The following is a 17,543-nucleotide window of genomic DNA, read 5'->3' as shown; positions in this document are numbered from 1 at the left end:
TACAAAAACAGGCTTGCGTGTGCAAACCTGTTTAAGAACACGTGGCCGGATCAGGCCTGATGGGCTTCAAGCCGGTGCTTTTTCTCCAGCTTGCCGCGAATGCGATTGCGTTTGAGCGCAGTCAGGTAATCTACGAACAACTTGCCGTTGAGATGATCCAGTTCGTGCTGGATACACACGGCCAGCAGCCCTTCCGCTTCCAGCTCATAAGGGTTGCCGTCACGGTCCAGCGCTTTAAGCAGGATGCGATTGGGACGCTCAACATCCTCGTAGAAACCGGGTACAGAGAGGCAGCCTTCCTGCATCTGCTCCAATTCATCCTGCAATACGGTGAACTCCGGGTTGATCAGCACCAGAGGCTCACTGCCATCTTCAGAGATATCGATGGTGACGACACGCTTGTGTACATTAACCTGAGTGGCGGCAAGGCCGATACCCGGGGCGTCATACATGGTTTCAAACATATCATCGACCAGTTGACGGATCGTATCATCAACCTGTTCGACGGATTCCGCGATGGTGCGTAGACGCGGATCAGGAAATTCAAGAATATTGAGCTTGGCCATAGGTAATCTGCTTTGTCGGAGGTTAAAATCCGGCTGTTTAGTGGCAAAAAGTTTGATCTGCCATCATTATACTGAATAACTTGCCTGATGCATTGCTTTGCGGCCTTCAAGCACGCTTGTGTGGCGGGTTGCCCGGGCCAGAAACTACAAGGGAGCGGAAGAATGAGAGGATTGCTTTATGGCTTGGTCGGGGCCTGCCTGTTATGGGCGGGTGTCGCGACCGCAGCGGAACGTGCCGACCGGATACAGCTCCAGGATGGGCACCCGACAGAATATGTTGTAGTCAAGGGAGACACTCTTTGGCACATTTCAGGCCGGTTTCTGCAGAGCCCCTGGCGCTGGCCCGAAGTGTGGGATGTTAACCCGCAGATTGACAACCCTCACCTGATCTATCCAGGCGATGTGGTTTACCTGACATGGGTTGATGGCCAGCCGCGACTGGGCGTCAGGCGCGGTGTTCGCAAACTGAGCCCGCAGGTTAGGGTCCAGCCTCTGGACCAGCCGATTCCGGCGATTCCGCTGCGCGATATCGCAAGCTTCCTGAACGACAATATTGTGACAGAGCAGGATGTGGTTGAAACAGCTCCCTATGTTATCGGTGGTCGCAACGAGAGCATTATCGCCGGGGCAGGTGATCGCGTGTACGCCCGTGGCATACCTGTAGATGAAAATATCCAGATCCAGAGCCTTTATCGTCCGGCGCGTGAATACCATCATCCTGTAACCGGTGAGTTCTTGGGCTTCGAGCTGTACAAGGTGGCAGATGCGCAGATTACATCTCGAGATGAGGACATCCTGACACTGGATCTTCGTAACAGCCGTGAAGAGGTGCGTAAACTGGATCGCCTGCTGCCCAGTGGAGAAGAGCGAATTCAGTCAATCTTCCACCCTCAGCCGGGCCCTGATCTGACCGACGCTGTTATCATTGATGTACTGGGTGGTGTCGCTAAGGTTGGTCAATTTGACGCCGTGGCACTGAGCTTCGGTGCAGCGGATGGTGTTGAGCCTGGCCATGTATTCGCGGTTTACAAAAAAGGCGAGCTGGTTAAGGATCCGGTGACGGAAGAAGTTGTTGCGCTGCCGGCAGAGCGTGCCGGTGAGCTGATGGTGTTCAAGGCGTTCGAGCGTGTCAGCTACGGTCTGGTACTCAAGGCGACCAATGTGATCTCTGTCGGCGACGAGTTGCGCGCCCCGGGACGTTAAGGAACAGTAGTTATGAGCGATCCAAGGGAGTGGATCGCTGCCAGCCAACTGCCGGGTATTGGCCCGGCAACGCTGGCGCGACTCCGCCAGGAAGGTGTCTGCATCACACGGCTGCTCAGAGCCGAAATCGCCCTGCCCTCCACCATTCGGTTACGCCGCGATACGCTCGAGGCGATACACCAGTTCCAATATCAAGGCGCCCGATTCACTGAGGCGGATCAGCTCTTGCAGCAGGCTGATACACTAGGCATTAAGGTGTTGGGGTTCAGCCACGCCGATTACCCCGAGTTGTTGGCGGCTATTCCAGACCCACCGCTGGTACTGTGGATCAAGGGGGAAGTGGCAGCACTGAATGTGCCGCAGTTGGGCATTGTCGGCAGTCGGCATGCCAGTCGAAGTGGCGTACAACTGGCATATGATTTTGCCTCCGCACTTGCGCAGTCCGGTGTCATCGCCTGTAGCGGCCTTGCACTGGGGATTGATGCGGCGGCACATCAGGCATGTTTGGATGTTGATAGTGCCACCGTTGCCGTACTCGGGACCGGGGTCGATCGCATCTATCCGCGGCGCCATCAACGGCTGTCAGAGCAGATTCTGGCCAGCGGCGGTGTGCTGGTATCGGAATACCCGCCAGGAACAGCACCGCTGCCGGGGCACTTCCCACGTCGAAATCGAATTATCAGTGGCCTGTCAATCGGTACGCTGGTGGTGGAGGCTGCGTTGCGCAGCGGTTCCCTGATCACCGCGCGACAAGCCCTGGAACAGGGGCGCGAAGTGTTTGCCATCCCGGGCTCTATCCACAACCCGCTGAGCCGTGGCTGCCACGCGCTGATTCGGGAGGGAGCCACGCTGGTTGAAACGATTGACCACGTGGTTGAACAGGTGGGCAGTATTCTGGGGCTGTTGGTACAAGAGCCGACTCGTCATCAGGCTTCTTCGCAAAGCTCGCCATTGGCACCTGAGTTGCAGCAGCTGTTGCAAAAAATTCCTTGGGAACCGATCTGGCTGGATACGCTGGCCGGCCAGTCTGATTTGCCCCTGCCTCGCCTGCAGGCGCTGCTGATGCAGCTGCAACTGGAAGGTCTGATAGAACTGACCGCCTCGCGGGTGTGTCGTATCCGCTGATCCAGTGGGGAATTTTGCCTCAGTGCTTGCTATAATTCCGCCTTTCCGTTTTCCGGTCCGGCCGGAAAACCCGACCGGATTGTACCGGAGCCGCCAGGCGGCCGGTGCTGTCAGAGTGATGACGGGAGTAGATAACCGATGAGCGCAAAAGTGGCGATCGTGATGGGATCACGTTCAGACTGGCCCACCATGGAAGAGGCGGCAACAATTCTGGACACCCTGGGTGTCGAGTATCACACAGAAGTGGTGTCAGCCCATCGCACCCCTGACAAAATGTTCCGCTTTGCCGAAACCGCGGCTGCCAACGGTATTGAGGTGATCATTGCCGGTGCGGGTGGCGCTGCCCACCTGCCCGGGATGATTGCCGCCAAGACGCTGGTGCCGGTGCTGGGTGTTCCGGTTCAAAGCAAGGCGCTCAACGGTCAGGACAGCCTGTTGTCGATTGTGCAGATGCCGCGAGGCGTACCGGTCGGTACTCTGGCCATCGGTGGTGCCGGTGCCTTCAATGCCGGTCTGCTGGCCGCCCAGATTCTGGCGACTCGAGATTCCGCGCTGGGACAGCGCCTGGCAGACTGGCGTCAGGCTCAGACACAAACCGTACTTGATAATCCCGATCCGCGAGGTTGAGTGATGCTGCCACGAATCGTCGTAGCCGGTAACGGCCAGTTGGGCCAGATGTTGCAGCAGGCCGGTGCACCCATACAACTGGAAGTGATGCCGGTTGATCCCAACGCTGACGTGCAGCTGGAACTGCGTGCGGATGATGTGATCACGGTTGAGATCGAACACTGGTCTGACAGCGTCAGCGGCTTGCAGCTTAAACAGCACCCCAACTTTCGCAACAAGGTTGCCCTGCATATGGTGATCGACCGTCAGCGGCAGAAGTCGCTGCTCGATCGTCTGCAGGTACCGACCTCCCCCTGGTTGTCCCTCGAAGGCGATGATCTGCAGGCACAGCTGGAGTCGGTTGGCGAACGCGTTATCGTCAAACGCCGCCGTGGTGGCTATGACGGTCGTGGTCAGTGGCGCTGGCAGAAAGGCAATCAACCTGAAGCCGAGTGGGCAGGTGAGTGCATTGCCGAGGCGATGATTCCGTTCAGCCATGAGGTTTCACTGGTCGGTGCCCGCAATGCCGCAGGTGAAAAAGTGTTCTACCCCCTTACCTGCAACTGGCACCAGGACGGCATTTTGCGTGCCAGCATTGCCGGCCTGCCCATACCCGCCGAACAGCAGCGTGATGCCGAAGCTTGGCTGGGTCGCATCATGGATGACGAAGGCTACATCGGTGTGATGGCGATGGAGTGTTTTGTAGTGGACGGCAAGTTGCTGGTCAACGAGTTGGCACCCAGAGTGCACAACTCCGGTCACTGGACTCAGGAAGGTGCCAGCACCAGCCAGTTTGAGCTGCACCTGCGCGCGCTGGCAGGATTGCCGCTGATCACCCCCGAAGTCAGCGGTGTCTCGGTTATGTACAACCTGCTTGGTCGCAACTGGAAGCCCGAATGGCTGAGCGTACAGGGTGCGCATGTACACTGGTACGGCAAAGAGATCCGTCCGGGGCGCAAGGTAGGTCACGTCAACATCTGTCGGCCTGATGTGCCTACTCTTGCTGAAAGCTTGCAGGCGCTGGGTGCTCAGCTGGATGAAGAAGACAGCGTGGTTGCCGAATGGGCGCTGGCTCAGCTGGCAAGTTGAGCTATTCATCCAGGCTTTTCTATAAAGGCCTGTAGGCGAAGTAAGTGTTGACTACGCCTATGGGTATTGTTTTATAAGGTGTGCGCCCTTTTTTTGCCTGCTCAGTCTTTTTATTACGATGAGACTCTAAATTTAAAGCTCTATAGCGAAAGTAAATACTTACTTTCTTGAGAATGGAGATTATATATGTCCGTCCCTGATACCCAAGAAGTAAAACGTTATCTGCTCGATCTGCAGGAGCGTATCTGTGCTGCTTTGGAGCAGGCTGATGGCAAGGCGCGATTCGTTGAGGACAGCTGGGAACGTGCCGAAGGCGGCGGTGGTCGCAGTCGAGTAATCAGTCAGGGCGGCGTGATTGAAAAAGGCGGGGTCAATTTTTCTCACGTTTATGGCAAGGCGTTGCCGGGCTCAGCAACGGCTCACCGTCCAGAGCTGGCCGGTCGCAGCTTCGAGGCGATGGGTGTGTCACTGGTCATCCATCCTCACAACCCCTATGTACCCACTTCCCATGCCAACGTGCGCTTTTTTATTGCCGAAAAGGAAGGAGAAGCGCCGGTCTGGTGGTTTGGCGGTGGCTTCGATCTGACTCCCTATTACGGCAACGACGATGACTGTCGACACTGGCATCAGGTCGCGCACGACGCCTGTGCTCCTTTCGGTGACGATATCTATCCGCGTTTCAAGCAGTGGTGTGATGACTATTTTTACCTCAAGCACCGTCAGGAGCCACGTGGTATCGGCGGTCTGTTTTTTGATGACCTTAATGAGCTGGGCTTTGACGACAGTTTTGGCTTGATGCGAGCCATCGGCGATGCCTATGTACCGGCGATCGTGCCGATCATCGAAAAACGCAAGGATATGCCATATGGTGAGCGGCAGCGTGATTTTCAGCTGCACCGACGTGGCCGCTATGTGGAGTTCAACCTCGTATATGACCGTGGAACCCTCTTCGGGTTGCAGTCTGGGGGGCGCACCGAGTCTATCCTGATGTCGTTGCCGCCGGAGGTGCGCTGGGACTACAACTGGCAGCCTGAGCCTGACACCGAGGAAGCCGTGCTCTATGAACGTTACCTGAAACCGCGAAACTGGCTGGATGTATAACATGACCGACCGCTACGCCGTGTTTGGCAATCCGATAGCCCACAGCAAATCACCTCAGATTCATGCTCGTTTCGCGCATCAAACGGCACAGGATTTGAGCTACAGCGCCGAGCGTATTAATGAGGATGCGTTTGAAGCGGCAGTTGAGGATTTTTTGCAGGGCAATGGCAAGGGATTGAATATCACGGTGCCGTTCAAGGAACGGGCATGGGCATTGGCTCAGTGGCGCAGTGAACGCGCTGAGCTGGCGGGCGCGGTCAATACCCTGTATCGCCTCGAAGATGGCCGCCTTGCCGGTGACAACACCGATGGAGTCGGTCTGGTGCGTGATCTGGCCGACAATAATGAAGTCGACCTGGAGGGTGCTCGGGTGCTGATCCTCGGTGCCGGTGGCGCCGTTCGTGGCGTATTGCAGCCGCTGCTGGCTGCGGGTGCTAGGTCTATCCTGATCGCCAATCGCACCTCTGCCAGAGCCGAAACACTGGCGCAGTTGTTTGATTCGGCCGCAGGTGTAATGGGCTGTGGTTTTGATGCCATTCCGGCGACTGCCTTTGATTTGATCATCAACGGCACCTCTGCCAGCCTGCAGGGAGAGCTGCCGCCAGTTCCCGAAGCGACAGTAAGTGCTCACACAGCCTGCTATGACATGATGTATGGCGCCGAGTCCACTCCGTTCTGCCGTTGGGCACAGGCCCAAGGCGCGGGCCGGGTCATGGACGGTCTTGGGATGCTGGTTGAGCAGGCCGCTGAAGCTTTCCTGATCTGGCGCGGTGTGCGTCCCGATACGGCTCCTGTTATTCAGGCGCTGCGCGAGTCTCTGACAGCCCACTGAATTTCAAAGCCTTTTCCCGCAACCGCCTTGCATCAATCAATTGTGAGGCGGTATAACAGAGAAACATTCTCTGTCTGCGGAGTGCGCGCATGGACAAGCATCTGCCCCTGGCGCCCGAGGCGCTCTATCGCAACTGCGATCCCGAACTCCTTCCTTTCAAAACCACCGAGTCACTGGAGCCCTTCACCGGCTTTTTCGGACAGGACCGTGCCATCGAAGCCATGGCCTTTGGCATCGGCATGCAGCGGCCGGGTTATAACCTGTTCGTAATGGGCAATCCGCATACGGGACGTTTCTCCTTTGCCATGGACAGCCTGAAAAGCTCGGCCAAAAAGCAGAGCAAGCCCAGCGACTGGTGTTACATCAACAACCTGAATGACAACCGCTACCCTGTCGTGCTTGAACTGCCCGCCGGACGGGCTTCCCAGCTTAAGCGCGACATTCGTCAGCTGCTGGATACCGTGCTGACCGAGCTGCCGGCCGCATTTGAAAATCCCGCTTACCAGCGTATGAAAAGCCAGATTGAGCGCGAGTTCAATCGCCATTACGACGACGCCCTCAATCAGGTGGAACGCAAGGGGCGCGAATACAGCATTGCTGTCTACCGGGATGGTGCGACGGTAGGCTTTACTCCGGTCAGCAATGGGCAGGCGATGGATGAAGCGGTGTTCTCGCAGTTGCCTGAAGAAGATCGGGATGCGATCCAGGCTCATATCTCAGAACTGGAAGAGATGCTGAATGACAGCCTGACCGGTCTGCCGGTCTGGCGCCGTACCGCGGCCGAACAGATGAAAGTGCTGGACCGAGAAACTGCACGACAGGCCGTGCAGCCGCTTGTTCAGCCGCTGCGAGACAAGTACGCCAATATCAACAGCATTGTGGATTACCTTAACCACATAGAGCGTGATCTGATCCGTAATTCTGGTGATCTGGTGGGCGATGACAGCCCGCTTGAAGCCAAGACCGATGCCATGCGTCGGGAATATCTGGAACAGAACTATGGCCTGAACCTGCTGGTCGATAACCACAAAACCAAGGGTGCACCAGTAGTATTTGAGGCGCATCCCAGCTACGAGAATCTGTTTGGTCGGGTGGAATACGTCAGCGAAATGGGCTCGATGGTCACCAACTACACCCTTATCCGCTCGGGGGCATTGCATCGCGCCAATGGCGGCTATCTGGTGCTGGAAGCGGAGAAGTTGTTGGAACAGCCATTCGTTTACAGTGCGCTTAAGCGTGCCCTCAAGTCTCATGAGATTCGCATCGAAAACCCGATCAGCGAATATACCGGCATCAGCGCGATCACGCTGAGTCCGCAGCCAGCATCACTCAAGGTGAAGGTGGTACTGGTAGGTGAACGTGAAACCTACTATTTGCTGCAGGAACTGGATCACGACTTCGAGAAGATGTTCCGCGTGGTGGTGGACTTTGACGAGGATGTGCACCGCACCCCCCACTCCATCCGTCAGTATGCGCGGCTGATGAAAACGCTGGCGCAGGAAGAAAGCCTTGCGCCCCTGACTCGGCGCGCAGTGGCACGCCTTGTTGAACACAGCTCTCGCTTGGCGGGTGATCAGGAGTTGCTGTCGGCCCATGTGGGGGAGTTGGTTGACCTGCTCTGCGAGTCGGATTTTCGCCGTCGCGAACAGAATGATGCCTTGATCAATGCCGAACATGTTGAGCTGGCGCTGGAGGCCAAGGAGCGCCGCACCGGCAGGCTGTCAGAGAAAATTCTGGAAAGTATTCTCAATGAAACGGTGCTGATCGATACCGAGGGTGAGGCGATTGGCAAATCGAACGGCCTGACGGTGCTGCAGGTAGGCGACGTCTCCTTCGGCAGCCCGGCGCGCATTACCGCCACGGTGCATCCCGGAAGCAAGGGTATTATCGATATTGAACGTGAGGTGACACTGGGCCAGCCGATCCATTCCAAAGGTGTTCTGATACTTTCGGGTTTTCTGGGACACACCTACGCCAGTGATTTTCCGCTGGCGGTTTCGGCAAGCCTGGCGATGGAGCAGTCCTACGGTTATGTGGACGGCGACAGCGCCTCACTGGCAGAGATCTGTACCCTGATCTCTGCCCTGACCCATATCCCGATTCGCCAGCAGTATGCGGTTACCGGCTCCATCAACCAGTATGGCGAGGTACAGGCGATTGGCGGGGTGAACGAGAAGATCGAGGGCTTCTTCCACCTCTGCAAAACCCGTGGGCTCACCGGGTGGCAGGGCTGTGTCATTCCCAAGGCTAATGTGCGTCACCTGATGCTCAAGGCCGAGGTGGTCAAGGCGGTGGAAGATGGCATGTTCCACATCTACGCCGTGGCTAGCGTGGATGAGTGCCTAGAGATCCTGATGGGTCGCACCGCCGGTGTGCGTAAGGAAGACGGCCACTTCACCCAGCGCAGCATCAATGCGCAGGTGGTGAAGCGGCTGCGGGAGATCGCCAAGGCCAAGGCCTGACCTCCTGAATCAATATGGCTGGGCAGCCCGGATGACGGACTGCTCTGCTCTCTCAAAACGTTAGAAGCGCATGCCCACTTCCAGCCAGACCTTGCGGCCGGGAGTGTAGGTATCGCTGATGCTGTCGTAGCGACTGATTTTGGTACTAACCACCTGATCGAACAGGTTGCTGACCTCGACCATTAGATAACCCTGGTTGGATGACCAGAGGCGCGGTTTCCACTGCACTTTGGTGTCCAGGGTCACCAGGTCGGCCAGTGTGTAATCCTCATAGATATCGTATCGGCTGCCATCACTGTCGGTGTAGTTGTCGCCGTTGTCACGGGCGATGGTGCCGCCACTGCGCAAGCTGACAAAATTGGACCAGGTCAGGTTCCACGCAGGGACCTGTGTAATAGTGCTCAGGCCGATGTTAAGCGGAATATTGTAATCCCAGGCGGGCAACTCGCTGCCATCGATGACGCGGCCCTTGTAATAGACAGGGTTAGGTTCCTGGTCATAGGCGTCATCGCTTTGCAGGTCAGATTCGGTTTGTTTCCAGCCGACGGACAGGCTGGCGACCGTTTCAGTGCCGGCTAATTTCAAAGGGTGACCGGCATGATCCAGTGTCCAGGTAATACTATCGGTGTCATTGCTGCCGCTGTTGTCGTAGTAGTAGTTGCCGTCGTCGTCCTCGTTGCGACGGATACTGTCACGGCTGGCACGACGCACCAGTTTCAGGCTGCTGTTGAAGGGCCCCAGTTGCTGTGCCCAACCCAGCATCAGCTCATCTGAATAGGGGGTAGCCAGATTGTTGCTGCGGGAGAGGTCAGCGTAGGTGGTTGTCTTGGTTATGTTCCCGTTGGTGTCGTAATAGGTCAGGGTGTTCCAGCTGCGAATGACATCATTGATGGCATAGCGCAGGAAGCTGCGCCCGTAATAACGGTTGGCCCCGGCCGTCAGTCGGGTGCTGCCGTCACCGAAGGTATCCCAGGTCGCGCTCAGGCGGGGTGCGACATCCAGGTTTTCCAGCCAGCTGTTGTAATCGGCCCTTAGGCCGAGCCGGAACTGCCAATTGCCCCGCTCGATGCGGTCGTCCAGATAAAGGGCTGCAGTGGTGAAGTCCAGTGATACCTTGCCGGCGCCGTAGTCGAATGCGCGAGCCAGATATTCGTCGCCAAAATCACTGTCACCACTGCCATTCTGGTCGATGCAGCCGTTGCTGCCGTTGTCGACGACACAGTTGTATTCGCGGAAGAAGGCGCCTTCCGGTCGCTCATAGAAGCTTTCGGTGTATTTCAGGTCGCCGCCGATGATCAGGTTGTGGCGGCTGTTGCCCCAAGCCATGGGAGCCAGCTCCAGTTCGGGCGACAGGGAAAAGGCAGTTTGTTGCTGGTTGGTATCGCCATAGCCGCCGGACTGGGTTGGCAGGATGCCTTCCAGTGACTCGTGCCGTGTGAACAGGTTGCTGCCGCTGTCCAGCTCGTCGCTCATGCGATCCAGCGCCATATCGAGGTTGAAGCGGGCACCGGAGTCCAGCGTGTATTCCAGATTACCACCCAGGCCCCAGCTGCTGTGGCTCTTGGTGAACATGTCGTCATAGCGGGTGGAGGTCAGACCGTCATGGCTACGATCGGAATGCCTCAGGCTGAAGCTGGTGTGCAGTCGCTCATGCCAGCGGTGATCAAGCTTGGCGTGCAGGTTGTCGATTCGGTCGTCGTAGTAAACCCGGTGCAGCATGTCCAGGCCATCACTGTAGCTTTGCAGGAAATTGGAACTGCGTCGACTGACACCCAGGGTCAGGCCGGTATCCTCACCGATGCCCTGTTGAGCAGACAAAGTGTAGTTGTCCTTGCGATAAATAGGGGTGTATTCCGCGCTATAGCTGTCAGCTGTGTCGAATTCTTCCTCGTCACGCGCATCGATGTGGAAGGATTCCCATTCGTCACGTTGGATGCCGTAGCGCAGGTTGACGAAGTCGTTGCCGTCGTAATGCTTCACCTTGGCGCTGACCACCCCGCCGGCAAAGCCGCCGAAGCTGGCGGGCACGTTGCTGTCGTAGACTTCTACCTGTTCCAGCAGGTCCACATCCAGATAGTAGCCCTGGGGTGAGCTGCCACCGATCACACCGGTCAGACTGGGACTGCTGAATAGGTCGCCGCCGGAACCGGGGTTTATATCGCTGGTGGTATCGATGCCGTCAATCATGAACAGGTTTTGGTAGTACGGCTGACCATGGAAAGAAAACTCCTCCGGGCGCATGATGCCGCTGTTGGCAGAGCCTCGGCCGTTGCGGGAAAAATCCACTGCCGGATTGATGCGCAGCAGGTCGGCCAGGTTACCTTCGCCTGTGGGTAGCTGTTCGATCAACGTCTGATCGATGACCTGAACCCCGGTGGCGATGTCATAACCGGTTACTGTGATTTGCGGCAACGATGTAATGCAAGGCTCCTCGTTATCGCAGGCTTCGCCTGAATCTCTGAGGGCATCTGCCAGCGTGGGTGGCATATAGAGTCCGGCCAGCACGGTAATGAGAGGAGTAAGATGGATATATCGCATGTTGTCCCTTGGCAAACGTGTTGATGGCAGGTGTACCGCAGGTCAGAGGAAGCAACTGACAGCGGGGAGTGACAACATGGTAAACTATTTAATGATGCGAATCATTATCATTAATGTTTATTTGTTTGGGCGGTAACTTAGGCGCCCGCAAGGCCAGTGGGCGCCGGCTCAGGGTATTCAGGAAGGCTTCCAGAGCATCAAGTTCATGGTTGCTCAGGTGCAGTGGGCGTATAAGTGGCGATAGTTGAGGCAGATCGGGGTGCAACTGACTATCGCCGATCATGCCGGCATTGTACATGTTGAGTATGCCGCGAAGGCTGGGGAAAAAACCATTGTGCATCCAGGGAGCCGTGTGGCTGAGATCACGCAGGCTTGGTGTGCGAAACTTGCCCCGATCTTCGATTTGCCCTGTTGCCTGCTCTCGTCCCGTATCTTCGTATTTACGGCCATAGTAGCTAAGTCCCGTGTGGTGAAACTTGCCATCGGAATATAACGGGCCATTGTGGCAGTTCAGGCATCCAGCTTTGGTTCGGTAGAGGTGCAGGCCGAAGATTTCCTGGTCATTGAGGACGTTGTACTGTCCTTGAATGAAACGGTCCAGCCTGTTGGGTCGTGAAACAATGCGGCGCTCAAAAGCGGCCAGAGCCTTGGCCAGCCGCACTGCATCCGCAGGCCCGGGACCGAAAGCGTTTGTGAATGCCTGACGATAGCCCGGGATCTGGTTCAGCCTCGTCAGGACCTGGTCCAGATTGGCATTCATTTCTATCGGGTTGGTGATCGGCAGCAGTGCTTGCTCAACCAGGCCTGTGGCGCGGCCATCCCAGAACAGATGATCGAACCAGGCAGCATTCAGAATGCTCATACTGTTGCGTGCCCCGGCCTGACGGTCATGACCAAAGGCGACACGGCGGCCATCGGCCCAGCCCAAGTCAGGATCGTGGCAACTGGCGCAGGCAATTTGGCCAGAGCCTGACAGTCGGGGGTCAAAAAACAGCTGCTGTCCCAGCGTCTCGATAGCCGGCGTATGCCAGTCGACAGGAGGAAGCTCAGGCAGCGGAGCAAGCTCAGCTACGGGACCTGCCTGCTTGTGCAGTTCGGCAGCAGGCCACTGTGCAGCCGGCTGCCGGTAGTCATCCGGTGAGAACGCTTGGGCCTTAAGTGCTGCAAAAGCACACAATGTCAGCGCCAGGGACATGATGTACGGAGGCATGTGGGGTGGGCTCCAATACGTTGGTTATGACCTGCCGCACATTCTGCATTTAACGATAATGATTATCAAATATCTTTATTGAGCCCAGTCCTCCGCGCGGTGCTTGTCTTTCAGGCGTGAGTAGTTCTCGGCGGTATAGGTGAAGAACGCGCGCTCCTGTTCCGTCAACTCGCGCTGGGGCTTGGCCGGACGGCCCACGTAGAGATAGCCGCTTTTCAACGTCTTGCCCGGTGGCACCAGGCTGCCGGCACCCACGATTACTTCATCCTCTACCACGGCGCCGTCCATGATCATGGCGCCCATACCCACCAGTACACGGTTGCCGATGGTGCAGCCGTGCAGCATCGCCTGATGACCGACGGTGACATGATCACCGATAATCAGCGGAAAGCCATCAGGGTTGTAGGGGCCTGCGTGTGTGATATGCAGTACCGAACCATCCTGAATGCTGCTGCAGCGACCAATGCGGATGCGGTGCATGTCACCGCGAATCACCACCAGCGGCCAGACCGAGCTGTCGTCACCGATCTCCACGTCACCCAGTACAACCGCGCTGGGATCGACAAACACCCGCTCGCCTAGTTTTGGTGTCATCCCCTGATAAGGGCGTATATTCATAACCGCTCCTGAATCGATTGAAATAAGGCTCTGTGGCCCCCATTGTATAGCAAAGTGCACTTTTGAACGCCTGCAGACGTACAACCGCTGAAAGGCCGCAACCGATGGAGACACCGATGTCCAACCCGCTGCTTGAGACCCACCTGCTGCCCCCGTTCAGCCGTATCCAGCCCGAGCATGCCGTGCCCGCTGTCGATGAACTACTGACGCGCAATCGCGAACGCATCGCGGCGTTGACTGCCGACCCGGAGCGCAATGACTGGTCGCTGGTGGCTGAGCTGGAGCAACTCAACGATGAGTTGGCACAGGCCTGGTCACCGGTATCGCACCTGAACGGCGTGATGAACTCGGATGCCTGGCGTGAGGCGTACAACGCCTGTCTGCCGAAACTGTCCGAGTACTGGACCGAGTTGGGCCAGCATCAGGGACTGTTCAAGGCGTTCGAATCTCTGGCACAGAGTGATGCCTACCCGCAGTTGAGCAAGTCACGCAAAAAGGTGATCGATAATGCTCTGCGGGACTTCCGCCTGTCCGGTATTGCCCTGCCGGAAGCCCAGCAGAAGCGCTATGCAGAGCTACAGCAGCGCCTGTCTGAGCTGACCACCCGTTTTTCCGAGAATGTGCTCGATGCCACCCAGGGCTGGTGGAAGCAGATCGATGATGAAGCGGAGCTGGCCGGGCTGCCTGATCATGCCGTTGCCGCCGCCAAAGAGGCGGCGAAGGTGAAAGAGCTTGAAGGCTGGGTGATCACGCTGGACTTCCCCGCCTACTACGCCGTGATGGCCTTTGCCGACAGTCGCAGTCTGCGCGAAGAGCTGTACCGTGCCTACAGCACCCGCGCATCCGATCAGGGGCCGAAGGCCGGTGAATGGGACAACTCGGCGGTGATGCAGGAAATTCTGGATCTGCGCCACGAGTTGGCGCAGCTGCTGGGCTTCGACACCTATGCCGATTACTCGCTGGCAACCAAAATGGCGCAGTCACCGCAACAGGTGGTGACCTTCCTCGAAGATCTGGCCACGGAAACTCGCCCGATTGCCGAGCGTGAGCTGGCCGAGCTGCAAGCCTTTGCCCAGGAACGTGATGGCATTGAAGAGCTGATGGCCTGGGATGTCACCTACTATGGTGAGAAGCTGAAACAAGCGCGCTATGACATCTCCCAGCAGGAGCTGCGTCCCTACTTCCCGCTGCCGAAAGTGCTGGATGGCATGTTCACCATCGCCGGTCGTCTGTTTGATCTGGACGTTGAAGAGCAGTCGAACTTCGACAGCTGGCACAACGATGCGCGTCTGTTTGCACTCAAGCGCAACGGCGAGCCCTTTGCCTACTGCTATCTGGACCCCTTTGCCCGCAGCGGCAAGCGTGGCGGTGCTTGGATGGACGACTGTCGTGTACGGCGCCGCCTGAGCGACAGCCAGTTGCAGCTCCCGGTGGCCTATCTGGTATGCAACTTCACCCCGCCCCTGCCCGGCCAGCCGGCGCTGCTGACCCATGATGAAGTGACGACTCTGTTCCATGAGTTTGGTCATGGCCTGCACCATATGTTGACGCAGATGGAAGAGGCAGACATCAGCGGTATCAACGGTGTCGCCTGGGATGCGGTGGAGCTGCCGAGTCAATTTATGGAGAACTGGTGCTGGGAACCGGAAGCACTGGCGCTGATCTCCGGTCATCATGAAACCGGTGAACCGCTGCCGCAGTCACTGCTGGACAAGATGCTGGCGGCCAAGCACTTCCAGTCGGCGATGATGATGCTGCGCCAGCTGGAATTCTCACTGTTTGATTTCCGCCTGCACCATGAATACCAGCCGGGCAAAACCGATATTCAGGCGCTGCTGAACCGGGTGCGGGATCAGGTATCGGTGATACGCCCTCCGGCAGAAAACCGCTTCCAGCACAGCTTCAGTCACATCTTTGCAGGTGGCTATGCCGCAGGCTACTACAGTTACAAGTGGGCCGAGGTGCTGTCGGCCGATGCTTTTTCCCGTTTCGAGGAGGAAGGCATCTTCAATGCGGAAACCGGCGCCGCCTTCCGTCAGGAGATTCTGGAACAGGGCGGTTCGGGTGATCCGATGGATCTGTTTGTGGCCTTCCGTGGCCGGGAGCCCAGTGTGGATGCCCTGCTGCGCCATTCCGGTATCCGCTGAGAGGTTGAAAAATGAGTGTAAGCAAGCGCTTTATTGCCGGTGCGGTCTGTCCGCGCTGTGGCGAGATGGATACGGTCAGAATGTACCGTGATGACGAGCGAGAATACCGCGAGTGTGTAAAGTGCGGTTTCTCGGATTCCCTGCGACTGGATGGTCGCCCTGATCCTGAGCAGATCGAAACCCGCGTCAGCGGGGAGCGTTCGGACCGTGCACCGGCCTCCAAAGCGGATGACAGTCCTCAGCCGATTCGCATCCTTGATGCGGGCGGCCTGCGTCGTGATCACTGACAAGCCCGATACTGCATCGCACCAGTCCTGTGGCTGGGCGATGCAAAGTCCGCTTGAGCATGCCTATCATGACCATGAATGGGGTGTGCCGCAGACGGATGATCCGGTGTTGTTCGAATTTCTGGTACTGGAGTCGGCTCAGGCAGGTCTGAGCTGGCGCACGGTGCTGGAGAAGCGTGAAGGTTACCGGCGTCACTATTGCGACTTTGACCCCGAGCGGGTGGCTCTTTTCGGTGAAACGGAAGTGGCCGCGATGCTGGCGGATCCCGGCCTCATCCGTAACCGTGCCAAAGTCGAAGCCTCAATCAACAATGCCAGAGTGTTTCTTCGCCTGCAGGCGCACCACGGCAGCTTTGCCCGCTTTCTGTGGCGCTATATTGAGGGCCAGCCGATCCAGTCCGGTTTTGAACGGATGGAGCAGATTCCGGCCCAGACTGCCCTGTCGGTGCAGCTGGCGAAAGATCTGAAGCGCGAAGGCATACGCTTTTTCGGCCCCACCATCGCTTATGCCTATATGCAGGCAGTGGGGTTGGTGAATGACCACTTACTACACTGCCCTCGCCAGAAGGCTTGTCGAGAGCTGGCCGGACACATTGAACTGTAGTGCCCCGCGGTAGAAACGTTACTGGGTCTGATACCAGACCCGATACACCAGCCCGGCCTTGTCATCGGAGATCAGCAGATCACCCTGTGGCCGCACCAGCACATCCACCGGACGTCCCCAGTCCCGCTCGTCCTGCAGCCAGCCACTGATAAAGGTCTGAATCTGCGTCACCTCTTCCCCTTCTGTATCCACCCGAATCACCTCATAGCCGATCTTGCTGGAGCGATTCCAGGAGCCATGCAGGGCAATAAAGGCGGTGGTATTGGGGGTATCGGGGAACGCGTTATCGAAGGCCCCATCCCTGTGGTGGTAAAAGCTCATGCCCAGCGCCGCGACATGGGGGCCCAGCAGCGCCACCGGCGGCTCTGCATTGATGGCATTGGCGCCCTTGCCGAACTCCGGGTCTGAAACTCCGTCGGCATGTACAAAGGGAAAACCGAAATGCAGCCCGGCGCGGTCGGCTCGGTTCAGCTCGTCATCAGGCAGATTATCGCCCATATGGTCGCGTCCGTTGTCGGTAAACCAGAGGCTGCCATCTTCGGGATGCCAGTCAAATCCCACTGTGTTGCGTACCCCTCGAGCCCAGGGTGCGGCCTCGCCGGTGGCAGGATCAAAACGCATGATGCTGGCAAACTGAGGGTCCGATTGCAGACATACATTGCAGGGAGCACCAAGCGTGAAGTAGAAAGCCCCATCCGGCCCCTGCTTCAGATACTTCCAGCCGTGGTGGGTGATATCGGGGAGGCCATCCAGTATAACCTCGGGCTTGAGCGGCTGCTCCAGTCGTGACTCCACATCGACAAGCCGGATCAGCTGAGTCAGTTCGGCCACATACAGATCGCCATCCACAAAGCTGATGCCGTTGGGCAGGCGTCTGCGTTCCAGCAGAGTATGACGGGTTTCATAGCGCTGATCACCGTCCAGATCCTGCAGCGCAAACACCCGTCCATCGCGCCGTGTGCTGACAAACAGTGTGCCATCGGGGCTCAGTGCCAGCTGCCGGGCGTTGGGCACTTCAGCTGCGACCTCGATTCTATAGTCATCTGGCAGTTTTAGTTGCTCCAGTGGCGCGGCAGCCAGCGGCAGGCTCAGTGCCAACAGTGTTGTGGTCAGTGTAATGCGCATCCTGTTCTCCCCTGCCTGTGTTCGGGATAA

General features: G+C 57.5%; 15 protein-coding genes. 10 read left to right on the top strand and 5 right to left on the bottom strand.

The annotated features are described in order from the left end of the window. Positions 1–50: 50 nt before the first annotated feature. Positions 51–566 carry a peptide deformylase gene (def, locus tag BLV48_RS14535; protein WP_091827511.1) on the bottom strand — a complete coding sequence of 172 codons (516 nt, stop codon included), beginning with the start codon at positions 564–566 and terminating at the stop codon, positions 51–53. 162 nt (positions 567–728) lie between these two features. Between def and BLV48_RS14530 the strand changes: the two genes are divergently transcribed. The 7 genes from BLV48_RS14530 (at position 729) to BLV48_RS14500 (ending at position 8,984) form a co-directional block, all read left to right on the top strand. Continuing rightward, complete coding sequence (locus BLV48_RS14530) at positions 729–1,769, top strand: LysM peptidoglycan-binding domain-containing protein (protein WP_091827510.1); 1,041 nt, start codon at positions 729–731, stop codon at positions 1,767–1,769. Between the two features lie 12 nt (positions 1,770–1,781). Next, positions 1,782–2,894, top strand: a complete 1,113-nt coding sequence (gene dprA, locus BLV48_RS14525; RefSeq protein WP_091827509.1) for a DNA-processing protein DprA — start codon at positions 1,782–1,784, stop codon at positions 2,892–2,894. A gap of 138 nt (positions 2,895–3,032) precedes the next feature. After that, positions 3,033–3,521: a 5-(carboxyamino)imidazole ribonucleotide mutase gene (gene purE, locus BLV48_RS14520; RefSeq protein ID WP_091827508.1), complete on the top strand. Its 489-nt coding sequence runs from the start codon at positions 3,033–3,035 to the stop codon at positions 3,519–3,521. 3 nt (positions 3,522–3,524) lie between these two features. After that, complete coding sequence (purK, locus tag BLV48_RS14515; protein ID WP_091827507.1) at positions 3,525–4,589, top strand: 5-(carboxyamino)imidazole ribonucleotide synthase; 1,065 nt, start codon at positions 3,525–3,527, stop codon at positions 4,587–4,589. Between the two features lie 186 nt (positions 4,590–4,775). Next, complete coding sequence (gene hemF / locus BLV48_RS14510; protein ID WP_091827506.1) at positions 4,776–5,690, top strand: oxygen-dependent coproporphyrinogen oxidase; 915 nt, start codon at positions 4,776–4,778, stop codon at positions 5,688–5,690. Between the two features lies 1 nt (position 5,691). Then, positions 5,692–6,522 carry a shikimate dehydrogenase gene (gene aroE, locus BLV48_RS14505; protein WP_091827505.1) on the top strand — a complete coding sequence of 277 codons (831 nt, stop codon included), beginning with the start codon at positions 5,692–5,694 and terminating at the stop codon, positions 6,520–6,522. An 89-nt stretch (positions 6,523–6,611) separates the two neighbouring features. Then, the gene (locus BLV48_RS14500) at positions 6,612–8,984 is read left to right on the top strand and encodes a Lon protease family protein (protein ID WP_091827504.1); all 2,373 of its coding nucleotides are present in this window, start codon (positions 6,612–6,614) and stop codon (positions 8,982–8,984) included. A gap of 60 nt (positions 8,985–9,044) precedes the next feature. Here the strand turns inward: BLV48_RS14500 and BLV48_RS14495 are convergent, their stop codons facing one another. From BLV48_RS14495 to BLV48_RS14485, 3 genes are all read right to left on the bottom strand, one after another. Beyond that, a complete protein-coding gene (locus BLV48_RS14495; protein ID WP_091827503.1) occupies positions 9,045–11,522 on the bottom strand; it encodes a TonB-dependent receptor plug domain-containing protein in 2,478 nt (825 codons plus the stop codon). An 88-nt stretch (positions 11,523–11,610) separates the two neighbouring features. Further along, positions 11,611–12,732, bottom strand: coding sequence for a cytochrome-c peroxidase (locus BLV48_RS14490; RefSeq protein ID WP_254775055.1), 1,122 nt, complete (start codon positions 12,730–12,732; stop codon positions 11,611–11,613). A 75-nt stretch (positions 12,733–12,807) separates the two neighbouring features. Then, entirely contained in the window at positions 12,808–13,350 is a 543-nt protein-coding gene (locus BLV48_RS14485; protein WP_091827502.1) for a gamma carbonic anhydrase family protein, read from the bottom strand. A gap of 116 nt (positions 13,351–13,466) precedes the next feature. Between BLV48_RS14485 and prlC the strand changes: the two genes are divergently transcribed. The 3 genes from prlC to BLV48_RS14470 are packed head-to-tail and all read left to right on the top strand — an operon-like array spanning position 13,467 to position 16,388. Next, a complete protein-coding gene (gene prlC, locus BLV48_RS14480) occupies positions 13,467–15,497 on the top strand; it encodes an oligopeptidase A (RefSeq protein ID WP_091827501.1) in 2,031 nt (676 codons plus the stop codon). A gap of 11 nt (positions 15,498–15,508) precedes the next feature. Then, positions 15,509–15,784: a YheV family putative zinc ribbon protein gene (locus BLV48_RS14475; protein ID WP_091827500.1), complete on the top strand. Its 276-nt coding sequence runs from the start codon at positions 15,509–15,511 to the stop codon at positions 15,782–15,784. Next, positions 15,774–16,388, top strand: coding sequence for a DNA-3-methyladenine glycosylase I (locus tag BLV48_RS14470; RefSeq protein WP_254775054.1), 615 nt, complete (start codon positions 15,774–15,776; stop codon positions 16,386–16,388). Before BLV48_RS14475 ends, BLV48_RS14470 begins: the two co-directional genes overlap by 11 nt. An 18-nt stretch (positions 16,389–16,406) precedes the next feature. Here the strand turns inward: BLV48_RS14470 and BLV48_RS14465 are convergent, their stop codons facing one another. Further along, positions 16,407–17,513, bottom strand: a complete 1,107-nt coding sequence (locus BLV48_RS14465; protein ID WP_091827498.1) for a PQQ-dependent sugar dehydrogenase — start codon at positions 17,511–17,513, stop codon at positions 16,407–16,409. Between the last annotated feature and the right edge of the window lie 30 nt (positions 17,514–17,543).

The organism is Marinobacterium iners DSM 11526, from assembly GCF_900107855.1.
GTDB lineage: Bacteria > Pseudomonadota > Gammaproteobacteria > Pseudomonadales > Balneatricaceae > Marinobacterium > Marinobacterium iners.
Note: the sequence above shows the minus strand (reverse complement) of the source record. Positions and strands in the feature narration are given on the sequence as shown.